At 73.9% G+C, this 16,950-nt stretch carries 13 protein-coding genes and 1 pseudogene; 8 read left to right on the top strand and 6 right to left on the bottom strand.

The features are described from left to right. The first annotated feature begins 64 nt into the window (after positions 1-64). The 4 genes from LG634_RS38210 to LG634_RS15130 all read left to right on the top strand — a co-directional run bounded on the left by LG634_RS38210 (position 65) and on the right by LG634_RS15130 (position 7,482). Entirely contained in the window at positions 65-1,771 is a 1,707-nt protein-coding gene (locus LG634_RS38210; RefSeq protein ID WP_226734311.1) for an FG-GAP-like repeat-containing protein, read from the top strand. 206 nt (positions 1,772-1,977) lie between these two features. Then, a complete protein-coding gene (locus LG634_RS15140) occupies positions 1,978-3,705 on the top strand; it encodes an FG-GAP repeat domain-containing protein (protein ID WP_226734310.1) in 1,728 nt (575 codons plus the stop codon). Between the two features lie 102 nt (positions 3,706-3,807). Further along, positions 3,808-5,538 carry an FG-GAP repeat domain-containing protein gene (locus LG634_RS15135; RefSeq protein ID WP_226734309.1) on the top strand — a complete coding sequence of 577 codons (1,731 nt, stop codon included), beginning with the start codon at positions 3,808-3,810 and terminating at the stop codon, positions 5,536-5,538. A 210-nt stretch (positions 5,539-5,748) separates the two neighbouring features. Beyond that, positions 5,749-7,482 (top strand): FG-GAP repeat domain-containing protein, encoded by a 1,734-nt coding sequence (locus LG634_RS15130; protein WP_226734308.1) that lies wholly within the window; start codon positions 5,749-5,751, stop codon positions 7,480-7,482. 94 nt (positions 7,483-7,576) lie between these two features. Here the strand turns inward: LG634_RS15130 and LG634_RS15125 are convergent, their stop codons facing one another. Beyond that, on the bottom strand, positions 7,577-9,001 hold the full coding sequence (locus LG634_RS15125) for an NAD(P)/FAD-dependent oxidoreductase (protein ID WP_226734307.1): 1,425 nt from the start codon (positions 8,999-9,001) through the stop codon (positions 7,577-7,579). A gap of 256 nt (positions 9,002-9,257) precedes the next feature. On the opposite strand from LG634_RS15125, the gene LG634_RS15120 reads away from it, so the two are divergent. Continuing rightward, positions 9,258-9,929, top strand: coding sequence for a DsbA family protein (locus LG634_RS15120; RefSeq protein ID WP_226734306.1), 672 nt, complete (start codon positions 9,258-9,260; stop codon positions 9,927-9,929). A 133-nt stretch (positions 9,930-10,062) separates the two neighbouring features. Continuing rightward, positions 10,063-10,959: an aminoglycoside phosphotransferase family protein gene (locus tag LG634_RS15115; RefSeq protein ID WP_226734305.1), complete on the top strand. Its 897-nt coding sequence runs from the start codon at positions 10,063-10,065 to the stop codon at positions 10,957-10,959. A 137-nt stretch (positions 10,960-11,096) separates the two neighbouring features. On the opposite strand, the pseudogene LG634_RS15110 reads toward LG634_RS15115, so the two are convergent. Together LG634_RS15110 and LG634_RS15105 are read right to left on the bottom strand one after the other, a co-directional pair. After that, positions 11,097-11,498 (bottom strand): annotated as a pseudogene (locus tag LG634_RS15110) (alcohol dehydrogenase catalytic domain-containing protein); the annotation flags it as partial. Between the two features lie 121 nt (positions 11,499-11,619). Next, complete coding sequence (locus tag LG634_RS15105) at positions 11,620-12,807, bottom strand: FAD-dependent oxidoreductase (RefSeq protein WP_226734304.1); 1,188 nt, start codon at positions 12,805-12,807, stop codon at positions 11,620-11,622. Positions 12,808-12,918: 111 nt separating this feature from the next. Here LG634_RS15105 and LG634_RS15100 point away from each other — a divergent pair, with 111 nt between their 5' ends. Next, positions 12,919-13,581 (top strand): pentapeptide repeat-containing protein, encoded by a 663-nt coding sequence (locus LG634_RS15100; protein WP_226734303.1) that lies wholly within the window; start codon positions 12,919-12,921, stop codon positions 13,579-13,581. Between the two features lie 16 nt (positions 13,582-13,597). On the opposite strand, the gene LG634_RS15095 is transcribed toward LG634_RS15100, so the two are convergent. From LG634_RS15095 to LG634_RS15085, 3 genes are all read right to left on the bottom strand, one after another. Continuing rightward, entirely contained in the window at positions 13,598-14,101 is a 504-nt protein-coding gene (locus LG634_RS15095; RefSeq protein WP_226734302.1) for a hypothetical protein, read from the bottom strand. Positions 14,102-14,184: 83 nt separating this feature from the next. Then, positions 14,185-14,808 carry a response regulator gene (locus LG634_RS15090; protein WP_226734301.1) on the bottom strand — a complete coding sequence of 208 codons (624 nt, stop codon included), beginning with the start codon at positions 14,806-14,808 and terminating at the stop codon, positions 14,185-14,187. Then, on the bottom strand, positions 14,805-15,992 hold the full coding sequence (locus LG634_RS15085; protein WP_226734300.1) for a sensor histidine kinase: 1,188 nt from the start codon (positions 15,990-15,992) through the stop codon (positions 14,805-14,807). The genes LG634_RS15090 and LG634_RS15085 overlap by 4 nt, the downstream gene beginning before the upstream one ends. 403 nt (positions 15,993-16,395) lie before the next feature. Between LG634_RS15085 and LG634_RS15080 the strand changes: the two genes are divergently transcribed. Then, positions 16,396-16,938 (top strand): GlcG/HbpS family heme-binding protein, encoded by a 543-nt coding sequence (locus LG634_RS15080; protein WP_226734299.1) that lies wholly within the window; start codon positions 16,396-16,398, stop codon positions 16,936-16,938. The last annotated feature ends 12 nt before the right edge of the window (positions 16,939-16,950 follow it).

The following is a 16,950-nucleotide window of genomic DNA, read 5'->3' as shown; positions in this document are numbered from 1 at the left end:
ACTGATCGGTACGGGTGGGGCGCGTGTTAGCGTCCGCCGATCGTTCGGAGTGATGGGGGAAGTCGTGCGGAAGTTTGTGGGGGCCGGGGTTGCGGCCGTGTTGGTGGCGACGGGAGTGGCGGCCGGGACGGCTGCGGCGGCGGGGGATCCGACGTTCTACTTCGATCCGGTGACCGACAAGGTGGTTGCGCCGGGGGAGGGGTGGGTGTGGTTGTCGCCCGGTTCGACCGGTGGTGAGCACACCGGGGAGCCGGACGGGACGTACGTCTACGCGATCTCCAAGAAGGCGCTGACCGGGGGGACCTGGTACGGCGGCGTGCCGGCGGGGATGAAGGTCGACCCGACGGACGGGTGCACGGCGAAGGCCGGTGTCGCCGGGGTGTACCTGTGTGACCTGAAGGGGTGGAGCAACCCCGCGCCGGAGATCTCGGCCGCCTCGACCACGGCGGACATGGCGACGGCGTACTACAGCCTCGTGTACGTGCCCCGGGGTGCCAGCATCGACGCGGGTGTCAAGGAGGCGCAGACGGCGGGGGCGAAGCCGATCACCTCGCGCCGGGCGCACGCGACGGTCACCGCCAAGACGAAGGCGCACGTCGCGAAGAACACCATGGTGCTGTCGACGCCGGCGCTGCCGGCCGGTGGCACGGTGTCGCACACGATGAAGCTGCACGCGGTCGACAAGGGCCGGCTGTCGATGTACCTGACCCCGGCGCCGGGCTTCCGCGGTTGGGACGAGGGCGAGCTGAAGGTCGAGGCGGACGGCGTCGAGTCGAGCGCCGGTGTGGACGCGACCGAGTGCGACCACTCGCTCGGCGAGGCCGGCGAGATCCGCTGCACGGTGAAGAAGCCGGGCGACTACACGATCACGTACAAGCTGAAGGCGGACGCGGCCTCGCCGGCGTGGAAGCTGCGGAACACCGCGACGTACGAGGTGTACGACTTCGGCACGGGCAACCCGGAGAAGGTGTCGGACTTCTCCGTCACCGGCGGTCCGGCCGTGACCGAGCGGTACCGGCTCGTGGGCCGCAAGGCCGATGGCGAGCTGTACGACTACCGCGGCACCGGCAAGGCGTCGAAGCCGTTCGCGGACGTCGAGCTGGTGGGCTCCAGCCTGAACTGGAACCAGTACTCGGCGCTGACCCGGCTGGGTCCCGTGACCGTGCAGAGCACCGGTCCGGGTGCGGTGGCCCGGACCAAGGACGGCGTGCTGTGGTTCTACCGGATGGCCGGGCACGGTGGGATCTACAAGGACCGGCTGAGGGTCGGTGCGGGCTGGAACGCTTTCAACTCGCTGACCGGTGCCTCGGACCTGACCGGGGACAAGAAGGCTGATCTGCTGGCGCGGGACACCGCGGGCACGATGTGGCTGTACCCGGGTACGGGGGTCTCCACGGCCCCGTTCGGTGCGAAGGTGAAGCTGGGCGCGGGCTGGAACACGTACGCGGCGCTGGCCGGCGGGGTGGACCTGACCGGTGACGGCAAGGCGGACCTGCTGGGCCGGGACACGGCGGGCAGGCTGTGGCTGTACGCGGGCACGGGTGTTGCGGCGAAGCCGTTCGGTGCGCGGGCGCAGGTCGGCAGCGGCTGGGACATCTACAACCAGCTGGTGGCGCCGGGTGACCTGAACGCGGACGGCAAGGCGGACGTGGTGGCCCGGGACAAGGCGGGCGTGCTGTGGTGGTACGCGGGTACCGGTGTGGCGGCGAAGCCGTATGCGGCGCGGGTGAAGGTGGGCCCGGGCTGGCAGGCGTACAACCTGCTCTTCTGAGGCGTCACTTGTCGCGTCAGTTGTGGCGTCACTTGTGGTGTGAGTGAGTGAAAAGCGGCCTCCGTCCCTTGTGGGCGGGGGCCGTTACTCTGTAACAAACGCCCGTGTTATACGGTCCGCGCACGTCATGCGGGGAACATGACGTTGCCGCGGCAGCACTATGCCGCCTTCACGTAGTGGAGCGCGAGTTGCGCGAAATGCACGAGATGCGAGGAAAGACGGGGCGGGGCGCGGTGCGTCTCGGGGTGTTCGGGGGTGCGGTGGCGCTGGTGGCCGCCGGTTCGGTGCCCGCGTTCGCGGCCGGGGCGGAGTCGTACGCCTTCTCGTTCAAGGACCACGTGGTGCCGCCGGGCGAGTCGTCGGCGGTGGTGCTGCGGCCGGACACGGTGGACGGGATGCCGAACGGCACGCTGGTGTTCGCGATGTCCAAGGCGCCGCTGACCGACGCGTCCTGGGCGGGCGGGGGCCTGCCGGCGGGGATGTCGGCGCGGCTGGACGACATGTGCCAGGCGTCGCCGACGGTGAAGGGCGTGTTCCTGTGCAGGACCGGTGAGGACACCGGTTTCGTGGGGCCGGCCGTGGTGGCGTCCGATGCGGTGAAGAACCTGACGAAGCTGCACTTCGGGGTGGCGTACGCGCCGCGCGGTGCGGATCTGAAGGCGGCGGTGAAGAAGGCGCAGCTGGCGCAGAGTGCGCCGGTGAAGGGTCTGGTGGAGCCGCACTCGGTGACGGTGCTGACCGCGGACCACGTGAAGAAGAACGTGCTGGGGCTGAAGACGCCGGAGCTGCCCGCGGGCGGCACGGTGACGCAGTCGGTGACGGTGCAGGCGCGGGACGCGGGCAAGCTGCGGGTGGGCTTCGGTGCGGGTCGCGGTCAGCGGCAGTGGGACAAGGGCGAGCTGAACGTCGAGATCACGTCGGTGAAGCCGGGTGCGGGTGCCTCCAACTGCACCTTCACGCCGGGTGAGTTGACGTGGGACAGCGGCATTTCCTGCGATGTGGCGGCGCGCGGTGGCCGTGAGGTGTCGGTGTCGTACACGCTCAAGGCGGCGGAGACCACGCCGGCTTGGAAGCTGGGTGCGATGGCCGGGTACGACGTCTACACGTCGGGCTGGGCCGAAGGGCCGCAGCTGAAGGTGGAGTTCGGGGTGAAGAGCCCGTTCCCGGTGAAGGAGCGCTACTCGCTGCTGGCGCGGAACAAGGACGGCCGGCTGTTCCTGCATGCGGGGACGGGGGACGGGAAGCGCGTCTTCGAGAAGGGCGAGGACTTCGGCGACGCGTGGAAGAAGTACACGCTGACCGCGAAGCTGTCGCCGGTGAAGGTGCAGATGGCGGGCGGTGGCGTGGTGGCCCGGGACGCCGGCGGTGTGCTGTGGAACTTCGCGCTGGACGGCGAGGGCGGCCTGTGGGAGCCGCTGAAGGTCGGGGCCGGCTGGAACGTGTACGACGCGCTGACCGGTGCCGGTGATGTGACCGGTGACGGGAAGCCGGACCTGCTGGCGCGGGACACCAACGGCACGCAGTGGCTGTACGCGGGCACGGGCGTGCCGAAGAAGCCGTTCGCGCCGCGCGTGAAGATCGGCGCGGGCTGGAAGGTGTTCGACGTGCTGACCGGCGGTGCGGACCTGACGGGTGACGGCCGGGCGGACCTGCTGGCGCGTGACAAGGACGGTGCGCAGTGGCTGTACGCGGGCACGGGCGTGGCGGCGAAGCCGTTCGCGCCGCGGGTGCAGATCGGTGCGGCGGCCGACTGGAAGGGCTACACCGCGTTCAGCCTGGTCGGCGACCTGGACTCGGACCTGAAGGTGGACCTGGTGGCGCGGGACGCGTCCGGGGTGCTGCACCTGCTGAAGGGGACGGGGCAGGCGGCTGCGCCGTTCGCGCCGCGGGTGAAGATCGGCGGCGGTTGGAACGTGTACGGCTCGCTGCTGTAGCGGGTTCGGGCGTGTGAGGTGGGGAGGGCCCCGGCAGCAGGTGCCGGGGCCCTCCGCATGTAGCGTGCAGCTGCTGTTACTTGGGAGTACGGGGGATATGTGATGCGGATACGTGCAGGTGTGGCGCTGGGCGCTTCGGCGGCGGTGCTGGCCTCGGGGGCACTGGCCCAGGTGGCGGTTGCGGCGCCGGGGTCGGCGTACGCCTTCTATCCGGTGGCCGACAGCGTGATCCAGCCGGAGGAGAACGCGTTCCTGCACCCGCAGGGGACGCTGGAGAGCGGCGATCCGGACGGCACGTTCGTGTACGCGGTGAGCCGCAAGCCGCTGACCGGCGGGGCGTGGACGGCAGGCGGGGCGCCGGCGGGGATGCTGCTGGGCGACCTGTCGGGCCGGGAGTGCAAGCCGCGGGCCGGGGTGGCGGGGGTGTTCACGTGCCCGGCGAAGGGGCTGGGGCACGTGCCGTCGCCGTCGCTGAAGGCGCTGGCGGGGGCTGCGCACGGCACGCAGCTGTACTACGGCGTGGTGTACGTGCCGGCCGGTGGCAGTGTGGCCGCGGGGATCGCGGAGGCGCAGTCGGCCGGGGCCCGTCCGGAGGACGGCACGCATGCGGCGGCGACGGTGACGGTGAAGACGCCGGCGCGGGTCGCGCAGAACACGATGGAGCCGGCGGCGCCCGCGGTGCAGGCCGGCGGGTCGGTGGCGCAGGCGGTGAAGCTGCACGCGGTGGACGCGGCGAAGCTGCGGGTGACGTTCGCGCCGGCGGCGGGGCAGCGCGAGTGGGACTGGGACGAGCGGGGCGTGGAGGTCACCGAGGTGACCGGCGGTCCGTCGGCGCGCTGTGCGCCCGCGGCGGCTTCGGCGCTGCCGGCGCTGGAGTGCGACGTGCTGAAGCCGGGGGAGGTGACGGTCGGGTACACGCTGCGGGCGGCCGCGTCGATGAAGGCGTGGAAGATGTCGGCGAAGGCCGAGTACCTGGTGTACACGTCGCCGATCAGCGAGTCGAACCCGGTGAAGGCGGCGACGTTCCGGGTGGTGAGCCCGTATCCGGTGTACGACCGGCACCGGCTGCTGGGGCGTGCGGCGGACGGCTGGCTGCGCGCGATGACGGGGACCGGCAAGGCTGCGGACCCGTTCCAGGGGCATGCGGAGCTGGTGGGCTCCGAGTGGGGCCAGTACGGCCTGATGGCGAAGACGGCGCCGCTGACCGGCCGGGGGACCGGCGGGGTGGTCGTGGCCCGGGACAAGGCGGGGGTGCTGTGGCGGTACGCGCCGCAGGCGGGCCTCCTGTCGCCGCTGGGCTCGCGGACGAAGGTCGGCAAGGGCTGGGAGATCTACGACGAGCTGGCCGGAGTGTCGGACGTGACGGGTGACGGGCGGGCGGACCTGCTGGCCCGGGACAAGGCCGGCGTGCTGTGGCTGTACGCGGGCACCGGCAAGGCGGCCGCGCCGTTCGCGGCGCGGACGAGGATCGGCGCCGGCTGGAAGATCTTCGACGAGCTGACCGGGCTGGGCGATGTGACGGCCGACGGGAAGGCGGACCTGCTGGCGCGGGACGCGAAGGGTGCACTGTGGCTGTACGCGGGTACGGGCTCGGCGGCGAAGCCGTTCGCGCCGCGGGTGCAGACGGACCTGGACGGTGCGGGGCTGCGGTCGCTTGCGGGTCCCGGTGACCTGACGGACGACGGCCGGGCGGACCTGGTCACGCAGGACACGGCGGGCGTGCTGTGGCTGTACGAGGGCACGGGCGACCCGTCGGCGCCGTTCGGCACGCAGTCGCGGATCGGGCGCTGGTGGGACCAGTCGACGATCGGGTCGTTCGACACGCTGCTGTAGGCGTCCGAGCCTTTGGGCGAAACCCCTGTGCGGCCGGTCGGGGAGACCCGAATCGGCCGTTCCGCGGGGGTAGATGAGGCAGATGCGGGCTCCGTCGATCATCGGCGGGGCCCGCATTGGTACGGTCCGCGGGCGCTGGGGGTGACTGTCCGGCGCTGTCGCGGCAGCATCGTGCCGCTCGTTTCTTCCAGGGGGTAAAGGCGTATGCGCATGCGCAGGACGGTGGCTTTCGGGGGGTCGGTGGCGCTGCTCGCCGCCGGGGTGCTGACCGGGCAGGCTGCGGCCGCCGGGCCGGCGGCCGCGGAGATGGGCTTCGACCGGCTGGAGAACTGGACGGTCCGGCCGGGCGGAAAGGCCGCGGACCTGAAGCCGCTGGGGCTGACCGGTGACGGCCCGGACACCCCGAAGGGCACGTTCGTGTACGCCCTGAGCGCGAAGCCGCTGACGGGCGGGGCCTGGTCGGGCGGGCTGCCGGCCGGCATGACGGCCGAGGCGGTCCGCGGCTGCTCCCCGAAGGCGGGCGTGCCGGGGGTCTTCCTGTGCGACTACCGCGGCTGGGAGGCGCGGGCCCCGCGGGTGCGTACGGCGGCGGGTGCCGCGGACGGGGCGACGGTGCACTTCGGTGTGGTGCTCGTGCCGGAGGGCGGCAACCTGGAGCGGGCCGTCCGGCAGGCGCAGACGGCGGCGGCCCGGCCCGAGGACGCCCGGCACGCGGCGCGGACCGTGACGGTGAAGACGGCCGAGCACGTGGCGCGGAACGTCGTGGACCTGAACGCGCCGGTGCTGAAGGCGGGCGGCTCGGTCCGGCACACGGTGAAGATGAACGTGGTGGACCCGGCCGAGCTGGAGATCTCCTTCGCGCCGGCCAAGGGGCAGCGGCCCTGGGACGGGCGCGAGCCGGGGATCGGGATCGGTGCCCTGGACGTGACGGGCCCGGCGAAGTGCGTCACGTACCACGGCGGGGTGACGGCGTACGGCCCGAGCATCGTGTGCAAGGTGAACCAGCCGGACAAGGTGACGGTGTCGTACCGGCTGACGGCGCCGAAGGACGCGGCGGCCTGGAAGATCCGGGAGACGGCCACCCTCCGGGTGTGGAACGCGGAGCCGGGCAACCCGTCGGCCGCGGCCACGTTCGCGGTGGACAGCACCCGTCCGGTGCGCGACCGGCACCGCATGTTCGCGCGGGGCAAGGACGGCCGGCTGTGGGAGCACCGGGGGACGGGCGATGCGGCGGAGCCGTTCGACCGGAAGCTGATGGGCCTGGTCGGCGAGGGCTTCGGGCAGTACGACCGGCTGGCGAGCCTGTCCCCGGTGACGGGCCGCTACCGCGGGGCCGGGATGGTCACCCGGGACCGGTCGGGCGTGCTGTGGTTCCACGGGCTGGACCGCCGCGAGGGCGGCTTCCTGCCGCGGACCCGCGTCTCGGGCGGCTGGAACGCGTACGACATGCTGGTCGGCGCCTCCGACGTGACGGGTGACCGGACGGCGGACCTGCTGGCCCGCGACCCGGAGGGGAACCTGTACGTGTACGAGGGCCGGCACGGCGTGACGTGGCAGTTCGGCGACCGGACCACGCTGGACGGCGGCTGGGAGCGGTACGACCGGATCGTCGGCGTGTCCGACGTGACGGGGGACGGGAACGCGGACGTGGTGGCGCGGGACCGGGCCGGGGTGCTGTGGCTGCGCGCCGGCACCGGGGACCTGACCGACCCGTTCCGTCCCCGTACCCGCATCGGTGCGGGCTGGGGTGTCTACCGGTCGCTGTCGGGTCCGGGTGACCTGACGGACGACGGGCGGGCGGACCTGCTGGCGCAGGACAAGGCCGGCGTGGTGTGGCTGTACCGGGGCACGGGCAAGGCGGGTGCGCCGTTCGCGCCGCCGGTGAAGGCGCTGCTGCCGACCGACAATGCGGGTGCGGTGAAGGGGTACGACACGCTGCTGTAGGCGTGGGCACGGGTGCGGGACCGGCGGGGACGGGGCTTCGGCTGCCGTCCCCGCCGGTGTTTCAGGCGGGTGCGGGTGCGGTGCGGGTGTGGGGTCAGTGCCGTCCCGAGATCCGGTCGGCGAGGCGGGCCAGCGGGGTGGTGGTGGCGCTGTGGGCGGCGGCCTCCCGGCGGTCGGCCTCGCGGTAGGCGGCGTACAGGGCGTGGACGCCGAGCCAGCGGAAGGGTTCGGGCTCCCAGTTGCGGACCTTGTGGTTGACCCAGGGGAGGGTGGTGAGGTCGGTGGCGCCGCCCTGGCCGGAGTCCTGTTGGACGAGGTCGCGCAGGGTGCGGGCGGCGAGGTTGGCGGTGGCGACGCCGCTGCCGACGTAGCCGCCGGCCCAGCCGAGGCCGGTGCTGCGGTCGAGGGTGACGGTGGCGCACCAGTCGCGGGGCACGCCGAGGACGCCGGACCAGGCGTGCGCGATGCGGGTGCCGGCGAGCTGCGGGAAGAAGCGGACGAGGATGTCGCGCAGGGCTTCGACGGTGGCGGGCTGGGTGGTGCCGTCGTTGTCGGTGCGGGAGCCGAACCGGTAGGGGACGCCGCGGCCGCCGATGGCGATGCGGTCGTCGGCGGTGCGCTGGGCGTACATGTAGGCGTGGGCCATGTCACCGAGGGTTTCGCGGCCCTCCCAGCCGAGTTCGGCCCAGACGGAGGCGGGGATCGGGTCGGTGACGATCATCGAGGAGTTCATGGGGAGCCAGGCCCGCTTGTGGCCCTTGAGGCCGGCGGTGAAGCCCTCGGTGCAGCGCAGCACGTAGGGGGCGCGGACGGTGCCGTACGGGGTGGTGGCGCGGCCCCGGGTGATCTCGGTGACGGGGGTCGACTCGTGGATGCGGACGCCGAGCGCCTCGCAGGCTGCGGCCAGTCCCTTGGCGAGCTTCACGGGGTGGATGCGGGCGCCGTGTGGGGTCCAGGCGCCGCCGACGGCGCCGGTGACGCGGATCCGGTCGGCGGTCTCGCGGGCGCCGAGCAGCAGCCGGTCGGTCTCGCCGAAGGCGGTCTCGGCCTCGTGGAAGGCCTTGAGGCGGGTCAGCTGGGCGGGGGTGTAGGCGACTTCGAGGACGCCGCCCTGGTGGATGTCGGCGTCGATGCCTTCCTTGGCGGCGGTGTCGACGACCTCGGTGACGGTGGCGTTCATGGCCTGCTGGAGGCGGGCGGCGGCGTCGTGGCCGTGCAGCTTCGCGTACCGGTTGCGGCCGGCGATGCCGTTGTAGAGCCAGCCGCCGTTGCGGCCGGAGGCTCCGTAGCCGCAGAACTTCTGCTCCAGGACGGTGACGCGCAGGAACGGGGCGGCCTGCTTGAGGTAGTACGCCGTCCACAGGCCGGTGTAGCCGCCGCCGACGATGCAGACGTCCGCGGTGGTGTCGCCGGGCAGCGGCTCGCGCGGCGGCGGGGTGCCGTCCTGGGCGTACCAGAAGGAGATGCCGCCGTTGACCGTGCCGGCGGTCTGGGCGGTGGTGATCGTCGTGCGCGTCATGGGGGAGTGGTACACCGCGCTCCGTATACGTGTCCAGAGATCGGGAGTGTGTTCGGGGTGGGGTGGTTGCAGGTCCATGGGCTCGAATCGAAGGCCGTACGGCCGGGGAGCCTGCACTTGCTGACCGTTTAGGGTCTATTTGGCATGGGTGTGCCTATTGAGGGGTTCTGTTCTGATGGTGGCGAGGGGCGTTTGTACGGTGGGCCGCGCGGGTCGGGCCGGCCGCGCGGGTCGGGCGCGGCGGACCGCGGTGGCGGTGGCCGCGGCCGTGCTGCTCGGCGCCTCCGCGGCGGCCTGCGGCTCGGCGGACGGCGGCGACGGCGGCGGGACGGCCGCGACCGCCGTACGGACCAGTCCGAGGGCGGCGGAACTCGCGAAGCTGCCGGCCGAGGTGGTCGGGACGGGCGTGGTCGTGGGCGACCCGGCGGCCCCGCGGACCGCACAGGTGCTGGTGGACCCGCACTGCGGGTACTGCGCCCTCTTCGAGAAGGAGGGCGGCGAGGCACTGCTGAAGGCGGCCGCGGCCGGACAGGTGAAGATCGAGTACGTGCTGGCCTCCTTCCTCGACCAGGGCGGCAGCGGTTCGGTGAAGGCCGTGAACGCGCTGCGGGCGGCGGCCGAGCGGGGCAGGTTCGCCGAGTACCAGGCGGCCGTGTTCGCCAGTCGGCCCAAGGGGGCGTTCACGGACGAGCACCTGCTCGCCGTCGCCGACGAGGTGCCCGGCCTGCGCGGCCCGGCCTTCGACGGGGCGGTGCGGGAGGGCACGTACCGGGAGTGGGTGGACCGCGTGGAGCGGGCATTCGAGGAGACGGGCGTCCAGGGCACGCCGGCGGTGCTCGTCGACGGCAGGCAGATCGGGGCCGAGGACCGGTCGATGTTCGACCGCGAGGCGTTCGCGGCGACGCTGAAGGGGGCGGGGATCGGGTGAGGCGGGCGCCGGGCCGCGGGGGCGGGGTGCGGGTGCGGCTCCGGCTCCGGCTGCGGGGCGGGGGCGGCCGTCGGGGGCCTCGCCGGTGGCCGAAGCCGGTCGGTGGCGGTGGGCGGCGGCCTACGCTGGAGCGGTGATCGAGATTCCGCAGGGGCTGGCCGAGGCGCAGGGCGAGTACAACGGGGCCGCCGGGCGGGCCTTCATCGAGGAACTGCCTGCCCGCGCGGAGAGGTTCCTCGCCGCCTGGGACCTCCGCCCGGCCGGCCCCTCCCGGCACGGGGTGTGCGCCCTGGTCCTGCCGGTCGACCGTGCCGACGGCACCCCGGCCGCACTCAAGCTCCAGCTCCTCGACGAGGAGACCGCGGGCGAGCCGATCGCCCTGCGCGCCTGGGCCGGCCGGAGCAGTGTTCGCCTTCTGGAGCACGAGCCCGAAACGGGAACACTGCTCTTGGAACGTCTCGACGCGACCCGCCCGCTCTCCTCCCTCCCCGACTCCCGGCAGTCCGTACGGGTGCTCGCCGAGCTGCTGGCCGAGCTGACGGCGGTCCCGGCCCCGCCCGGGCTGCGCCGCCTCGGCGACATCGCCGCCGACCTGCTGGACGCCGTACCGGAAGCCGTGCGCGGGCTGCCCGACGGTCCGGCCGGCCTGCTGCGGGACTGCGCCGCGGCACTGGCCGAGGTGGCGGGCGAGCCCGGTGACCGGCTGCTCCACTGGGACCTGCACGAGGACAACGTGCTGGCCGGCGACCGTGCGCCGTGGCTGGCCATCGACCCGAAGCCGCTCGTCGGCGACCCGGGCTTCGAGCTGCTGCCCGCGCTCGCCAACCGGTTCGCCGCCGACGAGGTCCGGTGGCGCTTCGACCTGATGACGGACGTCCTGGACCTGGACCGCGAGCGGGCCCGCGCCTGGACGCTGGGGCGGGTGCTGCAGAACTGCCTGTGGGACCTGGAGGACGACGAGGGCGGGCCGGACGGCTACGGTGCCGAGCTGTCCGACCGCCAGCTCACCATCGCCGCGCTCCTCCTCTGACCCCGCGCCGCCCCTTCCCGAACCGGGGCTCTGCCCCGGTTCGGGAAGGGGCGGGGTGGGGAAATGGCCCCGCAGGGTCGGGGGTTTCGGGGGCTCTGCGCCCGGGCCCCCGCGCCTCAAACGCCGGCGAGGCTGGGGCCCATGGTGGTGCGCCCGGTGCCGATCATCGCGACCGCGGCCGCCTCGTCGAGGCCGTCGGGCTCCGGGTGCAGCCGGTCGGCGTCGGTGACGGCGTGCTCGGCGTACCCCCCGGGCACCATGCGCCGGTGGACGACCACCCGGCGGCCCAGCCAGGCCGGATCGGTGCCCGGCCCGAGCGCGTCGACCGTACCGGCGACCTCCCGGCCGGGCACCGTGGGCAGCTCCGGCAGGGCCTGCGGGCCGCCCTGCACACCGGCCCGCAGGCTGGTGTCGAGCAGGTGCACGCCGGCCGCGGTCACGGCGATCCGCACCTGCCCGGGGCCCGGCACGGGCGTCTCGGCCTGCTCGTACGTGAGGTTCTCGGCGGGGCCGAAGGCGTGGAGGCGTACGGCGTGCATGGCTGTCTCCCTCGGGTCGGGACCGGGCCGGGACCGGGTCGGGACCCGGGCCGGGGTGGGCCGGTTCCCCCACACCCCCGCGACGGGGGAACCGGTCCGGTACGAGGGAGAGACAAACACCTCAAGCTGACTTGAGGTCAAGGTCCGTCCGCCGTAAGCCCGTCCGCCGCGCCGCGCGCATGGCCAGTGCGACCGCCTCGATGGCGCTGTTGAACGACACCTCGCACAGCACGCCCGGCGCGGCCACCTGGTCGCCCGCCAGGTAGACGCCGTCGCCGCGGTGCACCGCGGGGCGGTCCCGCCAGGTGGTGCCCGGCAGGTCCACGGCCCCGGTCCGTCCGGTGGCCACCGCCTCCCGCCGCCAGGTGGTGCGCTCGCGCCAGCCCCGGAAGCCGAGGTCGAGGAGGCGTTCGGCGCGCGCGATGCCGACGGCCTTGGCCTGGTCGGGGCCGATCGGCAGCTGCGCCTGGACCAGTTCCTCGCCGGCCGGGGCGAGGCCCTTGTCCTGGGTGGTGAACCGCTCGATCCAGGCCGGCTCGTCCAGGTCGGACAGCGCGTACAGGTCGCCGCGGCGGCTGCGCATGGCCAGGTCGAGGAGGACCGTACGGCCGCTCTCCCAGGTCAGCGACGGGTCGCCGAGCAGGGTGCGGGCGGCGGCGAGGGAGGTGGCGACGACCACCGGGCCGCGGCCGGCGGGCACCTCGGTGATCCGGGCGCCGGTCTCGACGGTCACGCCGAGTTCGCGGGCCCGGGCGGCCATCCGGTCGATGACCGACTGCCAGCCGCCGCGCGGGAAGCGGGCCTCCGGGGGGAACTTGGCGACCCGCCGCAGCCGTTCCTGCACGAACGCGGCCGACAGCGAGCCGACGTCGTGGTGGTAGAGCGCGACGGCGAGGGAGGTGGCGACGGCCCGCGCGGCGTCCTCGCCGACGATGCCGGCGGCCCAGCCGTGGAAGTCCCGGTCGACGGGCGCGTCGGCGAGCGGGCGGCGGGCCAGCCGGAACAGGGCGAGCGGCGGCAGCATCCGCAGCCTGCCGCCGCTGTGGACGCGCAGCCGGGTGCTGTCGACCGCGGACACCGGCGCGAGCGGGCCGACGAGGTCGCGGGCGGTGAGCCAGCCCCAGTGCGGGCCGCCGTTGTAGAGGGCGTGCGGGCCCTCGTTGGTGCGGTACGGGCCGTCGGCGGTGCGGGCGCGGCCGCCGAGGGTGTGGTGCGACTCGTACACGGTGACCTTCGCGCCGGCCTCGGCCGCGCTGATGGCCGCGACGAGCCCTGCGAAGCCGCCTCCGATGACGGTGAGCTGGTCCATGATCCGGGTCTCCTGTGCCGTGGCGTCTCTGACACGGGGAGGACGGATGGCGGGGGTGCGGATGTGACACGGCTGCCGGAAATTGTCGGTGGCGGCCCTCACCATGGGGGAATGGCACGGAACGGATGGGCACCGCAGCGGCCGGAGGTGCGGCTGCCGTCGGCACTGCCCGCGTACGACGGCGGGGCGCTGGAACGCGACGGGGATTACGACGGGCTGGAGTTCGCGGGGCTCGACCTGGCGGGGCAGGACGGGGGCGGGGCGCGGTTCCTGGACTGCCGGCTGGTGCGGTGCGGGCTGGACGGGGTGCGGCTGCCGGCGGCGCGGGTGCTGGACTCCGTGCTGGACGGGGTCCGGGGCGTGGGCGCGGAGCTGGGCGGGGCGCTGCTGCGGGACGTCGAGGTGCACGAGGCGAGGCTGGGCGGCGTCCAGCTGCACGGGGCGGTGCTGGAGCGGGTGCTCTTCCGCGGCGGGAAGATCGACTACGCGAACTTCCGGGCGGCGCGGCTCCGGGACGTCGTGTTCGAAGGGTGCGTCCTGTCGGACGTGGACTTCGGGGCGGCGGAACTGACCCGTGTCGCGTTCGTCGACTGCGCGCTGGTCCGTGCGGATCTGACGGCGGCCCGCCTGCTCGACGTCGACCTCCGCGGAGCGGCTCCGCTGGAGGTCTCGGCCGGGCTCGACCGCCTCTCCGGTGCGACCGTCACCCCGCTCCAACTCATCGACCTGGCACCGGCGTTGGCCGAGCACCTGGGCCTGCGGGTCGAGCCGTAGGAGCGTCCCGGAGGGGTCAGGCCGGAATCCGGGGGAAGCGGGACTGGAGGGTCCAGATGGTGGGGTTGTCGGCCAGGCCCTCGTGCATGTCGGTGAGGTCCGCGATCAGGTCGTGCAGGAAGTCCCGTGCTTCGCGCCGCAGCAGGCGGTGGCTGAAGGTCAGCGGGGGCTCCTCCGCGTCCATCCAGTCCGCCTCGATGTCCACCCACCCGAAGCGCCGCTCGAACAGGATGCAGTCCGTCGACTCGGTGAAGTCCAGCTCGGCGTACTGCCGCTCGGCCGACCGGCTGCCCCGCGGGTCCTGGTCGAGGCGTTCGACGATGTCGCACAGGGCCCATGCGAAGTCCAGTACGGGCACCCATCCCCAGGCTGTGGACACCTCGCGGTCTTCCTTGGTGTCCGCGAGGTAGACGTCGCCGCAGAACAGGTCGTGCCGGAGGGTGTGGACGTCCGCGGTGCGGTAGTCCGTCTGCGGGGGGTCGGGGAAGCGGCGGGAGAGCGAGTAGCCGATGTCAAGCACGCCTTCATGGTGACACGGCCCCTCCCCGCCCCGGGGCTCCGCCCTGTCGCCGGCCGGCCGCGAAGCTTCGGGGCGGAGCCCCGTCAGGGGAGGAGGCGCTGTTCCTTGGCCACGGAGACCGCACCCGCACGGGTGTCGACGCCGAGCTTGTCGTAGATCCGCCCCAGGTGCGTCTTGACCGTCGCCTCGCTGATGAACAGCGCCCGGGCGATCTCCCGGTTGCCCAGACCGTGCGCCAGCTGCCCGAGGATGTCCAGCTCGCGATCGGTGAGCGTGGGCCGCGCCCCCCGCATGTGCGCCATCACCCGGCTGGCGACCGGCGCCGACAGCGCCGTCCGCCCCTGCGCCGCGTCCTGGATCGCGGAGAAGAGCTCCTCGGGCCGCTCCGCCTTCAGGAGGTACCCGGTGGCGCCGGCCCCGATCGCCCGGGTGATGTCCGCATCGGTGTCGTACGTCGTCAGCACCAGCACGTGCGGTGAGTCCGCCCCCGCCGTGATCCGCCGCGTCGCCTCGACGCCGTCGATGCCCGGGCCCAGCTGGAGGTCCATGAGGACCACGTCCGGCCGCAGCTTCGCTGCCAGCGCCACTGCCTCCTCGCCGCTGCCGGCCTCGCCGACCACCTCGAAGCCGGGCGCGCTGCCGAGCAGGGCCAGCAGCCCGGCCCGTACCACCGCGTGGTCGTCGCACAGCAGGATCTTCGTGGTCATGACGGGTCCTCCGGAACCGGGGTGACGGGGATCGAGACGGACAGTACGGTGCCCTCGCCCGGCGCGGACTCCACCGCCAGGGTGCCGCCCAGCGCCGCGACCCGCGCCCGTACCGCCGGCAGCCCGTGCCCGCGCCCGGGCGCGCCGGGGGACGGCGTACCGGACGGCGGGGCGGTGAAGCCGCGGCCGTCGTCGGCGATGTCCAGGACGACCTGGTCGCCGAGGAAGGACAGGGTCAGGGCGGCGTTACGGGCCTCCGCGTGCTCCCGTACGTTCGCCAGCGCGCCCTGGGCGATGCGCAGCAGCGCGGACTCCGTACGGCCGGGCAGCGGCACCGGCGTGCCCTCCAGGTGGAACCGGACGGTGACCTCCGGGCCCGCGTCCAGTGCCTTCAGCGCCTCGGCGAGCCCCGCCCCGCCGTCGAGCTGCGGCGGCGCGAGGTCGTGGACGAGCCGGCGGGCCTCGGCGAGGCCGCGGGCGGCGATCCCGGTGGCGGTGCGGACGTGTGCGCGGGCGGTCGCCGGGTCGGTGTCCCAGGTGCGGTCGGCGGCCTGCAGCAGCATCTGCTGGCTGGAGAGGCCCTGCGCGAGGGTGTCGTGGATCTCCATGGACAGCCGCTGCCGTTCGGCGAGGGTGCCTTCGCGCCGCTCGGTGGCGGCCAGCTCGCGGCGGGTGCGGATCAGGTCGTCGATCAGGTCCCGCTGGGCCTGTGCCTGGCGCTCCATGTGGACGAAGACGGCGGTGGCGAGGGCGGCGACGGCGGGCGGGGCGAGCAGCAGGTTCGGGTCGAACGAGGTGGCCAGGCGGAGCTGGGCGACGACGACGAACGCGGTGAGCAGGGCGACGAGGACGATCGCGGCGCGGGCGGGCAGGGTGCGCAGGGCGGTGAAGAACAGGGGTACGGCGCACCAGGCGAAGCTCGGTGCGAGCAGCACGAGCACCATCCAGGTGGCCAGGACGAGGCCGAACCAGGCGAGGCGGGGGCGGGTGGGGGCGGCGCCGAGGGCCGGGCCGAGGACGTAGAGCACGGCGAGGGTGAGGCTGAGGGCGAGGATCCAGGGGGTGCGGGGTTCGCCGGGGTGGCGGAGCAGGAACCGTGTCAGGGAGGCGGCCAGAAGGAGGAAGAACGCGGTGTGGGCCACCGTCGCCAGGGTCCTGGTGCCGTCTCCTGCTGCGGGGGCCATCTCTCCACCTTCCCGGCCGCGACCGGCCTGAGCCAAAAACCGGGGGCTCCGCCCCCGGACCCCCGCGCCTCAAACGCCGGCGGGGCTGGATTTTCCCCCGCCGGCGGTCAGCCACCGGTACCTGCCGGGGGAAAATCCAGCCCGTCCGGCGATTGAGGGCCGGGGTCCGGGGCGGAGCCCCGAAAACCAGCCTCGCCGGCGATTGAGGCGCGGGGGGCCGGGGCGGAGCCCCGGGGTCAAGGGAACACGGGGGCACAGGCGGGCGCATCAGCCGATCGGCTGACCCCCGGGTCAGCCGGAACGGCGGAGGGGAGCGAGCCGGTACGACGACGGGGATGGAGAGGGCCCAGGCCCACGATGGAAGGGCAGGCCGCCCCAAGGACAACGCAAGGAGATCCCCGCCATGAAGACCCGTACCCGCGTACTCACCGGTGCCGCCCTCGCCACCGCCCTCGCCGCCGGCACCTTCGGTGCGATGCAGGCCAGCGCCGCCCCGGCCGCCCCCTCGCAGGTCCTCGCGAAGAAGGACGACAACGGCACGTACGTCACCTCGACGCACCTGTCGATCGAGGCCGCCACCCGCGCCGCCCAGGCCGCGCTGGACGCCGCCGAGGCCGAGAACCAGCGGGTCAGCGTCGCCGTGGTCGACCGCAACGGCAACACCGTCGTCACCCTCCGCGGCGACGGCGCCGGCCCGCAGTCGTACGAGTCCGCCGAGCGCAAGGCGTTCACCGCCGTGTCCTGGAACGCCCCGACCTCCGTGCTCGCGGGCCGCCTCGCCCAGGCCCCGAACCTGAAGGACATCCCCGGCACCCTCTTCCTCGGCGGCGGCGCCCCCGTGCAGGTCAAGGGCGCCCCGATCGCCGGCATCGGCGTGGCCGGCGCCCCCAGCGGCGACCTGGACGAGAAGTTCGCCAAGGCCGGCGTCGAGGCCGTCCAGAACTGATCCACGGCCCCG

The organism is Streptomyces bambusae (assembly GCF_020532645.1).
GTDB lineage: Bacteria > Actinomycetota > Actinomycetes > Streptomycetales > Streptomycetaceae > Streptomyces > Streptomyces bambusae.
Note: the sequence above shows the minus strand (reverse complement) of the source record. Positions and strands in the feature narration are given on the sequence as shown.